The organism is Aureimonas populi (assembly GCF_017815515.1).
Classification (GTDB): Bacteria; Pseudomonadota; Alphaproteobacteria; order Rhizobiales; family Rhizobiaceae; genus Aureimonas; species Aureimonas populi.
In genome coordinates, this window is sequence record NZ_CP072611.1 from 873,350 (window position 1) to 886,523 (window position 13,174).

General features: G+C 68.6%; 13 protein-coding genes. 12 read left to right on the plus strand and 1 reads right to left on the minus strand.

The genetic code is table 11. The features are described from left to right. Nucleotides 1-12: 12 nt before the first annotated feature. The 8 genes from ehuB to doeB all read left to right on the plus strand — a co-directional run bounded on the left by ehuB (nt 13) and on the right by doeB (nt 7,238). On the plus strand, nt 13-861 hold the full coding sequence (ehuB, locus tag J7654_RS04055; protein WP_209738449.1) for an ectoine/hydroxyectoine ABC transporter substrate-binding protein EhuB: 849 nt from the start codon (nt 13-15) through the stop codon (nt 859-861). Nucleotides 862-939: 78 nt separating this feature from the next. After that, nucleotides 940-1,593: an ectoine/hydroxyectoine ABC transporter permease subunit EhuC gene (gene ehuC / locus J7654_RS04060; RefSeq protein ID WP_209738451.1), complete on the plus strand. Its 654-nt coding sequence runs from the start codon at nt 940-942 to the stop codon at nt 1,591-1,593. A 15-nt stretch (nt 1,594-1,608) separates the two neighbouring features. Further along, nucleotides 1,609-2,265, plus strand: a complete 657-nt coding sequence (ehuD, locus tag J7654_RS04065; RefSeq protein WP_209738453.1) for an ectoine/hydroxyectoine ABC transporter permease subunit EhuD — start codon at nt 1,609-1,611, stop codon at nt 2,263-2,265. After that, on the plus strand, nt 2,249-3,049 hold the full coding sequence (gene eutA, locus J7654_RS04070; RefSeq protein ID WP_209738455.1) for an ectoine utilization protein EutA: 801 nt from the start codon (nt 2,249-2,251) through the stop codon (nt 3,047-3,049). The genes ehuD and eutA overlap by 17 nt, the downstream gene beginning before the upstream one ends. Nucleotides 3,050-3,054: 5 nt before the next feature. Then, the gene (gene eutB, locus J7654_RS04075) at nt 3,055-4,041 is read left to right on the plus strand and encodes a hydroxyectoine utilization dehydratase EutB (RefSeq protein ID WP_209738457.1); all 987 of its coding nucleotides are present in this window, start codon (nt 3,055-3,057) and stop codon (nt 4,039-4,041) included. Then, a complete protein-coding gene (gene eutC / locus J7654_RS04080; protein ID WP_209738459.1) occupies nt 4,035-5,039 on the plus strand; it encodes an ectoine utilization protein EutC in 1,005 nt (334 codons plus the stop codon). Before eutB ends, eutC begins: the two co-directional genes overlap by 7 nt. Next, complete coding sequence (gene doeA, locus J7654_RS04085; protein ID WP_209738461.1) at nt 5,036-6,217, plus strand: ectoine hydrolase DoeA; 1,182 nt, start codon at nt 5,036-5,038, stop codon at nt 6,215-6,217. The genes eutC and doeA overlap by 4 nt, the downstream gene beginning before the upstream one ends. 4 nt (nt 6,218-6,221) lie before the next feature. After that, nucleotides 6,222-7,238: a N(2)-acetyl-L-2,4-diaminobutanoate deacetylase DoeB gene (doeB, locus tag J7654_RS04090; RefSeq protein ID WP_245195629.1), complete on the plus strand. Its 1,017-nt coding sequence runs from the start codon at nt 6,222-6,224 to the stop codon at nt 7,236-7,238. Between the two features lie 5 nt (nt 7,239-7,243). Here the strand turns inward: doeB and J7654_RS04095 are convergent, their stop codons facing one another. Next, nucleotides 7,244-8,263, minus strand: a complete 1,020-nt coding sequence (locus J7654_RS04095; RefSeq protein WP_245195630.1) for a LacI family DNA-binding transcriptional regulator — start codon at nt 8,261-8,263, stop codon at nt 7,244-7,246. A gap of 134 nt (nt 8,264-8,397) precedes the next feature. Between J7654_RS04095 and J7654_RS04100 the strand changes: the two genes are divergently transcribed. The 4 genes from J7654_RS04100 to J7654_RS04115 all read left to right on the plus strand — a co-directional run bounded on the left by J7654_RS04100 (nt 8,398) and on the right by J7654_RS04115 (nt 13,086). Then, on the plus strand, nt 8,398-9,456 hold the full coding sequence (locus J7654_RS04100; protein ID WP_209738465.1) for a sugar phosphate isomerase/epimerase family protein: 1,059 nt from the start codon (nt 8,398-8,400) through the stop codon (nt 9,454-9,456). A gap of 129 nt (nt 9,457-9,585) precedes the next feature. Next, the gene (locus J7654_RS04105) at nt 9,586-11,088 is read left to right on the plus strand and encodes a sugar ABC transporter ATP-binding protein (RefSeq protein ID WP_209738467.1); all 1,503 of its coding nucleotides are present in this window, start codon (nt 9,586-9,588) and stop codon (nt 11,086-11,088) included. After that, nucleotides 11,085-12,095: an ABC transporter permease gene (locus J7654_RS04110; RefSeq protein WP_209738470.1), complete on the plus strand. Its 1,011-nt coding sequence runs from the start codon at nt 11,085-11,087 to the stop codon at nt 12,093-12,095. The genes J7654_RS04105 and J7654_RS04110 overlap by 4 nt, the downstream gene beginning before the upstream one ends. 22 nt (nt 12,096-12,117) lie before the next feature. Continuing rightward, nucleotides 12,118-13,086 carry an ABC transporter substrate-binding protein gene (locus J7654_RS04115; RefSeq protein ID WP_209738472.1) on the plus strand — a complete coding sequence of 323 codons (969 nt, stop codon included), beginning with the start codon at nt 12,118-12,120 and terminating at the stop codon, nt 13,084-13,086. Nucleotides 13,087-13,174 lie beyond the last annotated feature (88 nt).

The following is a 13,174-nucleotide window of genomic DNA, read 5'->3' on the forward strand; positions in this document are numbered from 1 at the left end:
ACAGGAGCGAACATGATCCACCGCCATATCCTCGCCGGCGCGCTCGTCGCCGCCTGCCTCGCCGCCCCCGCAACCGCGCAGGAGGCCGAGGTCCCGGCCGAGGTCCAGGCCTTGCGCGACCAGGGCTTTGCCCGCATCGCCATCGCCAACGAACCGCCCTACACGGCCGTCGACGCGGACGGCAGCGTTTCAGGCGCCGGTCCCGACGTCGCCCGCGCCGTCTTCCAGCGCCTGGGCATCGACGACGTCGTCGCCTCGATCTCCGAATATGGGGCGATGATCCCCGGCCTTCAGGCAAGGCGCTTCGACGCCGTGACCGCCGGCCTCTTCATGCAGCCCCAGCGCTGCGCGGCCGTCGCCTATTCCGAGCCGATCCTGTGCGACGCGGAAGCCTTCCTCCTGAAAGCCGGCAATCCGCTCGGCCTCCAGAGCTTCGCCGACATCGCCAACAACCCGGAAGCGCGCATCGGCGCGCCGGGCGGCGGCACGGAAGAGCGCCTCGCGCTGGAAGCCGGCGTGCCGCGCGACCGCGTCGTCGTGGTGCCGGACCCGCAAAGCGGCCTGACCATGCTCCAGCAAGGGCGCATCGACGTCTATTCGCTGCCCGTCCTGTCGATCAACGCGTTGGCGCAACAGGCCGGCGACGAAAGCCTGGAGGTCGTGGCTCCCGTTCAGGGCGCTCCGATCTATTGCGACGGCGCCGCATTCCGCCGCGACCAGACCAGCCTTCGCGACGCATTCGACCGCGAGCTTGCGGCGCTGAAGGAATCGGGCGAGTTCGCGCGGATCGTCGAGCCCTACGGCTTCTCGGCACAGGCGGCGATCTCCTCCAACCGCGAGGCGCTCTGCGCGCAGGAATAAGCGGCTTCCACGCTGCCGGACGCGAAGGAACGCGCCCGGCCCTTTCCCCGGCTTCGCGACACGAAAGCTTCGACAGGCATGACCTCCGGCTATCTCTGGCTGATCCTCGAAGGCGCGCTCGTGACGGTGCAACTCACCGTCTACGGCTGCGCCCTCGCGCTGGTCGTCGCCTTCGCCGCCGGGCTGGCGCGCGTCTCGCGCTTCAGGGGCGTGCGCGCGCTGGCGGTGGCCTATATCGAGTTCTTTCGCGGCACCTCGATCTTCGTCCAGCTCTTCTGGGCCTATTACGTCCTGCCGCTTCTCGGTGTCACGCTCTCGCCGCTCCAGGCCGGCGTCCTCGCGCTCGGCCTCAATGTCGGGGCCTACGGCGCGGAAGTGGTGCGCGGCGCGGTGCGCTCCATCGGCCGCGACCAGCGCGAGGCCTGCGTCGCGCTCAACCTGACGCGCTTCCAGGCCATGCGCCACATCCTCCTGCCGCAGGCGGTGGTGGTGATGCTGCCGACCTTCGGCAACAACGCCATCGAGTTGCTGAAGGCCACCGCCATCGTCTCCCTGATCTCTCTCGGCGACATGACCTTCCAGGCGCAGGTGGTGCGCGCCCAGACCGGGGACACGCTGATGCCGTTCCTGACGATCCTCGTCCTCTACTTCGCGATGGCCTCGGTCATCTCCGGCCTCATCCGCCTCATTGAGAGGCGCATGACGCGCGGTCTCGACGGCGTGCGGGCGTAAGGGAGGCTACAGGTCATGGAATGGGACTGGGCCTTCGTCTGGCAGATCATGCCGACGCTCCTGCAAGGGGTGAGGATCACCATCCTCGCCGCGATCCTCAGCTTTGCCGTCGCCGCCGTGGTGGGCCTTGCCATCGCCATCCTGCGGCGTTCGAGGAACCGGCTGGTGTCGCGCCCCATCGGCTTCCTCGCCGAGTTCATTCGCGGCACGCCGCTCCTCGTGCAGCTTTATTTCCTCTTCTACGTGCTGCCCGACATCGGCATCACCCTCTCGCCGCTGGTGGCGGGCGTCATCGGGCTCGGCATCCATTACGCAACCTACACGGCGGAGGTCTATCGCGCCGGCATCGAGAACGTCTCGCGCGGCCAGTGGGAGGCGGCGAAGGCCTGCAACATGACCACCGGCCAGACATGGCGGCACATCGTCCTGCCGCAGGCCCTCGCGCCCATGATCCCGGCTCTCGCGAACTACCTCATCGCCATGTTCAAGGAAACGCCGCTGCTCTCGGCCATCACCGTTCTGGAGCTGATGAACCAGGCGCGCTCCATCGCCAATTTCAACTACCGCTATATCGAGCCGCTGACGCTGGTCGGCGTCTTCTTCCTCGTCATCTCCCTCGTCTCCGTCCTTGGCGTGCGCGCGCTGGAGCGCCGCTATGGCCGCATCGCGTAAGACCGCTCCCGTGGCGCAGCTTCACCCCTCCTGCGTGCCGCTTTCCTTCGAAGCCCGCGCCATCGAAAAGCGCGTCGGGCTGATCCTTCTGGCCACGGACCATACCACCGAGGCCGATTTCGCCCGGATGGTGGCCGGCCCGCGCATCGGGGTCTTCGCGACGCGCATTCCCTACGCCAACCCGGTGACGCCGGAGAACCTGCGGGCGATGCAGCCGCGCCTCCAAGGAGCCGCAGCCCTGCTCCTGCCGGAGGAGGAACTGGACGTCGTGTGCTTCTCCTGCACGTCGGCCTCCGTGGTCATCGGCGACGAGGCGGTGGAAGCCGCGATCGGGCTGGCCAAGCCCGGCGTCCCCGTCGTCACGCCGCCGAAGGCCGCCGTCGCCGGCCTCCGGGCGCTCGGGGCACGGCGTATCGCCATGCTGACGCCCTACACGGCCGGGACGAGCGCGCCGATGGGCGATTATTTCGAGCGCCAGGGCTTCGACATCTCGCGCTTCGTCTGTCTCGGCCTCGAAGACGACCGCGACATGGCCCGCCTTTCGCACGATACGCTTGTCGAGGCGGCCATGGACGCGTTCGATCCCGCCGCAGACGCCCTGTTCATTTCCTGCACCGCGCTGCGCTCCGCCGCCGTCGCGGCCCGCATCGAAGAGCGGATCGGCAAGCCTGTGGTCACGTCCAACCAGGCGACCGCCTGGGCCTGTCTGCATCATTGCGGCGTCGTGCCGGAGATCGCGGATGCCGGCCGGCTGATGACCCTGCCCATGGCCGGGGCGGCCTGACGATCATGGGCATCGTGCCGCTCCGCGACATCGAAGCGGCGAGCGCGCGCATTGCCGGCCGCGTTCGCCGCACGGCCATGGAGCCTTCGCCCAGCCTGTCCGAGCTTGCCGGCGCGCCGGTGCATCTGAAGCTCGAACATCATCAGGCGACCGGCGCCTTCAAGCTGCGCGGGGCGACCAACGCCTTGATGCTGCTCTCTCCTGAAAAACGCGCCACAGGCGTCGCGGCCGCCTCCACCGGCAATCATGGCCGCGCGCTCGCCTTTGCCGCCGCGCGGGAGGGCGTGCCCTGCACGATTTGCATGTCCTCCCTGGTGCCCGCGAACAAGGTGGAGGCCATCGCCGCACTCGGCGCGACGATCCGCATCGTCGGCCGCAGCCAGGACGAGGCGCAGAGAGAAGTCGACCGCCTCGTTTCCGAAGGTATGGCCGGCGTGCCGCCCTTCGACGATCCCGGCATCATCGCCGGGCAGGGCACGATCGGCCTCGAAATCCTTGAGGACGTGCCGGATGTGGACACGGTTCTGGTGCCCTTGTCCGGCGGCGGGCTGATCGCCGGCATCGCGGCGGCGGTGAAGGGCCGCAAGCCGGGCGTGCGCGTCGTCGGCATCTCCATGGCGCGCGGCGCCGCGATGGCCGCCAGCCTCGATGCCGGACGCCCGGTCGCGGTCGGGGAACTGCCGACGCTGGCCGATTCCCTCGGCGGCGGAATCGGGCTGTCCAACGGCTGGACCTACACGATGGTGCGCGATCTCGTGGACGAGGTGCTGCTGCTGTCGGAGGCGGAGATCGCGGCCGGCATTCGCCACACCTATGCGCGCGAGCGCGAGATCGTGGAGGGCGCGGCGGCGGTCGGCATCGCCGCGCTTCTCGCCCGCAAGGTCCGCCCGGACGGGCCGACCGTGGCTCTTCTTTCCGGCCGCAACATCGACATGGGCCTGCACCGGCGCATCGCGTGCGGCGCGAACTCGCTGGAGGAGGCGTCATGCTGATCCTGACCGAAGGGGACCTGCGCCCGCTCGTGCCGCTGGACCTCGAGGCCATCGCCACCGTCGAGAGCGCCTTTTCGGCGCTTGCCACGCAGGCCGTCGCCATGCCGCCCATCCTGCGGCTCGACATCCCCGAGCATCGCGGCGAGGTGGACGTGAAGACGGCCTATGTGCCGGGCGTGGACAGCTTCGCGGTCAAGATCAGTCCCGGCTTCTTCGACAATCCGAGGCTCGGCCTGCCGAGCGTGAACGGCCTGATGGTGCTCCTGTCGGCCAGGACCGGCCTCGTGGAGGCGCTGCTTCTCGACAACGGCTATCTGACGGACATCCGCACCGCAGCCGCCGGGGCCGTCGCGGCCCGGCACCTGTCGCGCGAGGATTCGAGCATCGCCGCGATCTTCGGCGCCGGCGTGCAGGCGCGCCTGCAACTGAAGGCGCTGACGCTGGTGCGCCCCATCCGGCAGGCGCGCATCTGGGCGCGGGACAGGGAGAAGGCCGCACTGGCGGCGCGTGAGCTTGCCGGCGAGCTCGGGATCGAGATCCTCGCCCTCGACGATCCGGCGCAGGCGGCGAAGCATGCCGACATCGTGGTGACGACGACGCCCTCCGCAACGCCCATCCTGCGCGACGGATGGCTGTCGCCCGGCACGCACGTCACCGCCATGGGCTCGGACGCCGAACACAAGAACGAAATCGACCCCGTGCTGCTGGCCAGGGCGTTCTACGTGGCCGACCGATGGACACAGACGCGGCTTCTCGGGGAGCTTCACCACGCCATCGAGACCGGCCTCGTCAGCCCAGACGCCGCGTTCCCCGAACTCGGCGAGATCCTCGCCGGCAAGGCCCCCGGCCGGCCCGACGCAGAGGCGCTGACCCTCGCCGACCTCACCGGCACCGGCGTGCAGGACACCGCCATCGCCACGCTCGCCTTTTCGCGTGCCCGCGCCGCCGGCGCCGGCACCACCTTTCAAAGCCAGTCCATCCAACGGGTGCCTTCATGACCGAGCCCAGACTGAACTTCACGCGCGCCGAATATGCCGAGCGGCTGGCCAAGACGCGGCGGGCGATGGAGGCCAGGGGCATCGACCTGCTCTACGTCTCCGATCCGTCCAACATGGCCTGGCTCACCGGCTATGACGGCTGGTCCTTCTACGTCCATCAGGGGGTGATCGTGCCGCCGGAGGGCGAGCCCGTCTGGTTCGGGCGCGGGCAGGACGCCAACGGCGCGCGGCGCACCGCCTATCTGAGCCACGACAACATCGTTCCCTATGCCGACCACTACGTGCAGTCCACCGAGCGCCACCCGATGGACTATCTCTCGCAGGTGATCGGGGAGCGCGGGTGGGAAAAGTTCTCCATCGGCGTCGAGATGGACAATTATTACTTCTCGGCCGCCGCTTATCGTTCGCTCCGGACACACCTGCCCAATGCGCGGTTCGTGGACGCGACGGCGCTCGTCAACTGGCAGCGCGCGGTGAAGAGCGCGCAGGAACTGGACTACATGCGCATAGCGGGACGGATCGTCGGCGCCATGCACCAGCGTATTTTCGACAAGGTCGAGCCGGGAATGCGCAAATGCGACCTCGTGGCGGAAATCTACGACGCTGGAACGCGCGGCGTGGATGGCCATGGCGGCGACTATCCGGCGATCGTCCCGCTTTTGCCCTCGGGCGCGGACGCCTCGGCCCCTCACCTGACATGGGACGACAGGCCCATGCGGCGCGGCGAGGGCACGTTCTTCGAGATCGCAGGCTGCTACAAGCGCTATCACTGCCCGTTGTCGCGCACCGTCTTCCTCGGCAAGCCGACGCAGGCTTTCCTCGATGCGGAAAAGGCCACGCTGGAGGGCATGGAAGCCGGGCTCGCCGCGGCCAGGCCCGGCAATAGCTGCGAAGATATCGCCAACGCCTTCTTCGCCGTCCTGAAGAGATACGGGATCGTGAAGGACAACCGCACCGGCTATCCCATCGGCCTCTCCTATCCGCCGGACTGGGGCGAACGCACCATGAGCCTTCGCCCCGGCGACAGGACGGAATTGAAACCCGGCATGACGTTCCACTTCATGACCGGCCTGTGGCTGGAGGGCATGGGACTGGAGATCACCGAATCCATCGCGGTGACCGAAACCGGCGTCGAGATGCTGGCCGAGGTGCCGCGCCAGCTTTTCGTGAAGGACTGAGGCCGTGAAGCACGATCCGGTCCTGTCTCCCTCCCCCATCGTCCCGACGGTGGATTTCGAAGCCGAGGGCATCCAGCACGGCTTCCTGCGCCTTCCCTACAGCCGCGACGATTCCGCCTGGGGGTCGATCCTGATCCCCATCACGGTGGCCAGGAACGGGCAAGGGCCGACCGCGCTCCTCACCGGCGGCAACCATGGCGACGAATACGAGGGGCCCATCGCGCTGTTCGACCTCGCCCGGCGGCTGTCGGTCGAGGAGATCACGGGGCGCGTCGTCATCGTGCCGGCGCTGAACTATCCCGCCTTTCGCGCCGGCAGGCGCACCTCGCCGATCGACAGGGGCAATCTCAACCGTTCCTTTCCCGGCCGGCCCTTCGGCAACCCGACCGAGAAGATCGCGGACTATGTGACACGCCACCTCCTGCCGCTGGCAGACATCGTGCTCGATTTCCATTCGGGTGGCCGCACGCTCGACTTCGTGCCCTTCGCCGCCGCGCATATCCTTCGCGACAAGCGCCAGGAGGCGGCCGCCTTCGCCGCCGTCGCCGCCTTCGGCGCGCCCTGGTCGGTGAAGATGCTGGAGATCGACGCTGTCGGCATGTTCGATACGACCGCCGAGGAGATGGGCAAGGTCTTCGTCACCACCGAGCTCGGCGGCGGCGGCACGGCCAGCGCGCGCACGGCCGGCATCGCCAAGCGGGGCGTCTCCAACCTCCTGCGTCATGCGGGCATCCTGAAGGGCGATGTCGAGCCCACCCGAAGCCGCTGGCTCGACATGCCGGGCGACGACTGCTTCACCTTCTCCGAGATGGACGCGATGATGGAGCCTCTGGTCGATCTCGGCGAGGCCGTTCGCAAGGGCCAGCCCATCGGCCGCGCCTGGAGCATCGAGCGCACGGGTCTGGCGCCCTTCGAGTTCAGGGCCAAGATGGACGGCATCCTCGCGGCCCGTCACTTCCCCGGACTGGTCAAGGCCGGCGACTGCATCGCGGTGATCGGCGTGGCGGACGAGGTGCCGTAGTCCAGTCAGCCATCCAGGGGTGTCGTTGCCGGGGGAGCCACGCTCTGGCGCTCGATGAGTTGCACCGGCAGCAATTCGGCCGGCGCCTGAGAGCTTCCCGCCTCGATCATTGCGAGCAGGAGCCGCGCCGCGCGCTCGCCGATCAGGCGGCGGGGCTGGCGGATCGTCGTCAGCGCCGGCACCAGATGGGCGCTCACCTCGATATCGTCGAAGCCGACCACGGACACCGCGCCCGGCACGTCGATGCCGGCATGCCGCAAGGCCCCCATGAAGCCGCATGCCATTTCGTCCGAGGCACAGAAGACGGCGGTGGGCCGGTCGCGCAGCGCGAGCCAGCGCTCGGCGGCGCTCGCGCCGGATCCCAGCCCGAAATCGCCGGGGAACAGATGGTCGGGCGCGAGCTTCAGCCCGGCCTCCGACAAGGCCTGCCTCGTCCCCGCGAGGCGGCTTTCTGTCAGAACGTTGCCCGATGGCCCCGTCAGGTGCCCGATCGCGCGATGGCCGCGCCGCAGGAGATGGCGGATGGCCAGCGCGGCGCCGCCTTCATTGTCCACCCGCACGGACGGAAGGTTCGGCCGGGACCATTCGCAGGCCAGCACCATGGGGGGCCGGGCTCCCTCGAACACCATGCCGTCGGGCAGCCGGCTGTCGAAGATCACCACGCCGTCCGCCATACCGGCGGCGAGATAGTCGTTCAGCCGCGCGGCCGGATGGGGGCCGATATGGGTGTCGCCCACCAGAAGCCCGTGGCCCGATTCGGCCAGAACGCTCGACAGGCCCGACAGGATCTCGGAGAAGAAGGGATTGGCGAGGTTCGGAACGAGCGCGAGAATGCTGCCGCTGCGGCGCCGGCGCAGATTGCGCGCCGTTCGGTTCACCCTGTAGCCGGAGCGGCGCACGGCATCGAGCACCAGCGAGCGGGTGGCCTCGGCCACGCGCTCGGGGTGCGACAGCGCCCGGCTTACCGTGGCCGTCGACACCCCGGCCGCACGCGCGATGTCCTGAATCGTAGCAGGTTTGCGCAACCCCTCCCCCCCTGCGATGTCGCGCCCGATCATGGCCGGCCGGGAGCATCTTGTAAACGATTACAGATGACGCTAGCCTCCGCTTGCAAACGATTACATCGCTTGCGGGCGGCGGGAGGCTGCCGGGAGGATCAATGCGGACCATAAAAGGCCCGGCTCTGTTTCTTGCGCAGTTCGTCAGCGATGCGGCGCCTTTCGACAACTGGCCGGCGATCACGCGCTGGGCCGCCGATTGCGGCTATGTCGGCGTCCAGGTTCCCAGCGGCGCGGCCCGCCTCTTCGACCTGGAAGCCGCCGCCGCGTCCAGGGATTACTGCGACAGCTTCAAGGGACAGGCCGGCGAGAACGGCATCACCGTCACCGAGCTGTCTTGCCATGTCCAGGGCCAGCTCATGGCCGTGCACCCGGCCTATGATCTTCTGATGGACGGCCTTGCGCCGCCGCATGTGCGGGGAGACCCGAGGGCGCGGCAGGCCTTTGCGACGGATCAGGTCAGGAAAACGCTTCTCGCCTCGCGGAACCTCGGGCTCTCGGCCATGGCGACGTTCTCGGGCTCCCTCGCCTGGCCCTATCTCTATCCGTGGCCGCAGCGGCCGGCCGGTCTTGTGGAGGCGGCCTTCGACGAGCTTGCGGCGCGCTGGCGTCCCATCCTCGATCTTGCGGATGAATGCGGCGTCGACGTCTGCTTCGAGATCCACCCGGCGGAGGATCTGCACGACGGGACGACGTTCGAGATGTTCCTGGAGCGCGTGGGCGGCCATGCCCGCTGCAACATGCTCTACGACCCCTCGCACTACGTGCTCCAGGCGCTCGACTACCTGGAACATATCGACATCTATGCGGACCGCATCCGCATGTTCCACGTCAAGGATGCCGAGTTCCGGCCAACCGGGCGACAGGGCGTCTATGGGGGCTATCAGCCCTGGGTGAACCGCGCGGGCCGCTTCCGCAGCCCCGGCGACGGGCAGGTCGATTTCGGCGCTGTCTTCTCCAAGCTGACGGCGGCCGATTTCGACGGCTGGGCGGTGGTGGAATGGGAGTGCGCGCTGAAGCATCCCGAGGACGGCGCCCGGGAGGGCGCGCGTTTCGTGCGCGACCACATCATCCGCGTGACGGAGCACGCCTTCGACGACTTCGCCGCCGCCGGAACCGATGCGAGCGCCAACCGCGCGCTTCTGGGGCTCGGGTCATGAGCCGCGCCTCCCGCCCCGCGCGACCGCCGTCGGCCGGATGGTGCCGGGGCTGGCCGAGTGGCTGGCGGGCATGGCGTTCTTCGACGCAGGGCTGCGATCCCCGCGCCGCGACGCCGCCCGGGTGACGCCATGAATGTTCCGGTCCTTGCCATCGAGAAGGTCTCGCGCCGGTTCGGGCCGGTCCAGGTGCTGTTCGACATCGATTTCGACCTGCGGGCGGGCGAGGTCCACGCCCTGATCGGCGAGAACGGTGCCGGAAAATCGACGACGATGAAGATTCTCGGCGGCTATCTCATGCCGTCCGAGGGCCGCGTGCTCCTCGACGGGCAGCCGGCCGGGTTCGCGTCCTCGCGCGACGCGGAGGATCGGGGCATCGTCCTGATCCACCAGGAATTCAATCTCGCGCCGCAGCTTTCCGTCGAGGAGAACATCTTTCTCGGCCGCGAACTGAGACGCGGACCCTTTCTGGCCCGCCGCGCGATGGAGAACGAAAGCCGCGCGCTTCTCCGCCGGCTCGACTGCATGGTCGATCCGCGCGCGAGGGTGGGCGATATCTCGGTGCCGAACCGGCAGATGGTCGAGATCGCCAAGGCGCTCGGGCGCGATGCGCGCGTGCTCATCATGGACGAGCCGACCGCCGTCCTCACCGCGCGCGAGACCGATACGCTGCTGAAGCTGATCGAGCGCCTGCGCGGCGAGGGCACCGCGATCCTCTACACCTCCCACAAGCTCGACGAGGTGGCGCGCATCGCCGACCGCGTCACGGTGCTTCGCGACGGGCGCAAGGTCCTCGAGGCGCCGGCCGGCATCGGTGAGGACGCCATGGCCGAGGCGATGGTCGGGCGCGAGCTTTCCGACCTGTTTCCGCCCAGGCGGGACGGCGCCGGCCCCCCGGTCCTGGAGGTGCGCAACCTTCAGGTCGAGGGCCTCGTCGCTCCCGCGAACTTCACGCTGCGCGGCGGCGAGGTACTGGGCTTTGCCGGCCTCGTCGGCTCGGGGCGCACCGAGCTGATGGAGGGCGTGGTGGGCCTGCGTCCCTCCAGCGGCGAGGTGCGCGTCGGCGGCAGGGCGGTGAAGCGCGGCTCGGTGATGGCCGCGCGGCAGGCCGGCCTCGTCTACCTGACCGAGGACCGCAAGGAGAAGGGCCTTCTCCTCGGCAAGACTCTGCGCGAGAACCTGACGCTGCTCGCGCTCGACCGCTTTTCCCCGCGCGCTCTGATCGACACGAAGGCCGAGGAGGCCGCGCTGGACCGCGCCGTGCGCGAGTTCGACATCCGCACCGGCGACCGCACGGTGGCCGCCGGCCAGCTTTCGGGCGGCAACCAGCAGAAGCTGCTACTCGCCAAGATCATGCTCGCCGAGCCGGACATCGTCATCATCGACGAGCCGACGCGCGGCATCGACATCGGCACCAAGCAGCAGATCTACGGCTTCATCCGCAAGCTGGCCGACAGCGGCAAGAGCGTCATCGTCGTTTCGTCCGAGCTCGCCGAGGTGATCGGGCTTGCCGGGCGGGTCGTCGTGATGGCCGCCGGGCGCATCGCCGGCGAGGTGGAGGGTGAAGATGTCAACGAAAGCGCCATCGTGAGGCTCGCGATGGGCATCGGCAACCGGGAGGCCCTGGCGTCATGAGCGAAGCCGCATCGCCCGGGCGCGTCCAGGCGCGCCGGCACAGCATCAATCTGCACGTGCTCGGCCCCATTCTGGCCCTCGTGCTTCTCGTCGCGCTCGGGGCGTGGCTGAACCCGAACTTCCTGTCCTACGGCAACGTCACCAACGTGCTCGCCCGCTCCGCCTTCATCGGCATCATCGCGGTCGGCATGACCTTCGTGATCACGGCCGGGGGCATCGATCTTTCCGTCGGCGCGATGGCGGCCTTCGTGGCGGGCACCATGATCCTGGCGATGAACGCCCTGGTGCCGGTGATGGGGGTCGGCGTGCCTCTCGTTCTCGCCGGCATGGCGGTGGCGCTGCTGACGGGCTTCGCCGCGGGCGTGGTCAACGGCGCCCTCATCGCCAAGGTGAGGATCGAGGCCTTCATCGTCACGCTCGGCTCGATGGGCATCTATCGCTCGCTCGTCACCTGGCTCGCCGATGGGGGAACGCTCTCGCTGGATTCGGCGGCGCGCACCCTCTACCGCCCGGTCTATTATGACGGGCTGTTCGGCGTCGCCTGGCCGATCATCGTGTTCGCGCTCGTCGCGATCATCGGGGAGGTGCTGATGCGCCGGACCGCCTTCGGCCGGCATTGTGCAGCGCTGGGCGCCAGCGAGCAGGTCGCGCGCTACTCGGCGGTCAATGTCGACCGGGTGCGGATGGCGACCTTCGTGCTGCTCGGCGTCCTCGTCGGCATCGCGACCATCATGTACGTGCCGCGTCTCGGCTCGGCTTCCGGCTCGACGGGCGTCCTTTGGGAACTGGAGGCCATCGCAGCCGTGATCATCGGCGGCACGGTGCTGAAGGGCGGCTTCGGGCGCGTCTGGGGAACCGTGGTCGGCGTGCTGATCCTCAGCCTCATCGGCAACATCCTGAACCTCGCCTCGATCGTGAGCCCGTATCTGAACGGCGCGATCCAGGGCGTGATCGTCATTCTCGCCGTAGTGCTCCAGCGGGATTCGAAAGCCACCTCGAGGCGGTGAAGACAAAAAAGGGAGGAAGACCATGAAACGCAGAACATTCCTGAGCGCGATCGCAGCATCGACGATGTTGGCCGGCGCTGCCGTCATCATGCCGGCCACCGCGCAGGAGGACGAAAGCTACACCATTGGCGTCGCCATTCCCTCGGCCACCCACGGCTTCATGGGCGGGTTGAACTGGCATGCGCAGGACACGATCGCGCGCCTCGGCCGGACCTATCCGAACATCGAGTTCGTCCTGTCGACCGCCGGCGACGCCTCCACGATGGTCAACGACATCGAGGACATGGTTGCCACGCGCGACATCGACGCGCTCGTCGTGCTGCCCTTCGAAAGCGAACCGCTGACGGCGCCCGTGCAGTCGGTCGCCGAGCAGGACATCTGGGTGACGGTGGTCGACCGCGGCCTGTCCGAAGAGGGCATAGAGGACCTCTATGTGGCCGGAGACAACACAGGCTTCGGGCGGGTGGCGGGCGAGTACTTCGCCGAGGCCCTCGGTGAGGGCGACAAGATCGTCGTCCTGCGCGGCATTCCCACGACGCTGGACAACGAGCGCGTGGAAGCCTTCCAGGCCGCGATCGAAGGCTCGGGCATCGAGGTGCTCGACATGCAGCACGGCAACTGGAGCCGAGACGACGCCTTCAACGTGATGCAGGACTACCTGTCCCGCTTCCCCGAGATCGACGCCGTCTGGGCGGCCGACGACGACATGGCGATCGGCGCGCTGGAGGCGATCGCGCAGGCCGGGCGCCAGGACGAGATGTGGGTGGTCGGCGGCGCGGGCATGAAGGAGGTCATCCAGCGCATGATGGACGGCGACCCCCAGCTTCCGGTCAACGTCACCTATCCTCCGGCGCAGATCTCGACCGCGATCGAACTGACCGCGCTCGGCCTGGTCTCCTCGTCGCCGGTTTCGGGCCGCTTCATCATCGCCTCGCAGCGGATCACGCCGGAGAACGCGGAGAACTTCTACTTCCCCGACAGCCCGTTCTGAAGCCGTGGCGCCGGGCGGGGAAGCCCCCCGCCCGGCGCCGACCGACGCAAGGAAAGCCCCCCGCCCGCCATCACGGGATGACACGCCT

Excerpts from the sequence above, each read along its gene's own strand:
- doeA (WP_209738461.1), top strand. The coding sequence starts at position 5,036 with ATGACCGAGCCCAGACTGAACTTCACGCGCGCCGAATATGCCGAGCGG.
- J7654_RS04110 (WP_209738470.1), top strand. The coding sequence starts at position 11,085 with ATGAGCGAAGCCGCATCGCCCGGGCGCGTCCAGGCGCGCCGGCACAGC.
- eutA (WP_209738455.1), top strand. The coding sequence starts at position 2,249 with ATGGCCGCATCGCGTAAGACCGCTCCCGTGGCGCAGCTTCACCCCTCC.
- J7654_RS04115 (WP_209738472.1), top strand. The coding sequence starts at position 12,118 with ATGAAACGCAGAACATTCCTGAGCGCGATCGCAGCATCGACGATGTTG.
- J7654_RS04105 (WP_209738467.1), top strand. The coding sequence starts at position 9,586 with ATGAATGTTCCGGTCCTTGCCATCGAGAAGGTCTCGCGCCGGTTCGGG.
- eutB (WP_209738457.1), top strand. The coding sequence starts at position 3,055 with ATGGGCATCGTGCCGCTCCGCGACATCGAAGCGGCGAGCGCGCGCATT.
- ehuC (WP_209738451.1), top strand. The coding sequence starts at position 940 with ATGACCTCCGGCTATCTCTGGCTGATCCTCGAAGGCGCGCTCGTGACG.
- ehuD (WP_209738453.1), top strand. The coding sequence starts at position 1,609 with ATGGAATGGGACTGGGCCTTCGTCTGGCAGATCATGCCGACGCTCCTG.
- J7654_RS04100 (WP_209738465.1), top strand. The coding sequence starts at position 8,398 with ATGCGGACCATAAAAGGCCCGGCTCTGTTTCTTGCGCAGTTCGTCAGC.
- ehuB (WP_209738449.1), top strand. The coding sequence starts at position 13 with ATGATCCACCGCCATATCCTCGCCGGCGCGCTCGTCGCCGCCTGCCTC.
- eutC (WP_209738459.1), top strand. The coding sequence starts at position 4,035 with ATGCTGATCCTGACCGAAGGGGACCTGCGCCCGCTCGTGCCGCTGGAC.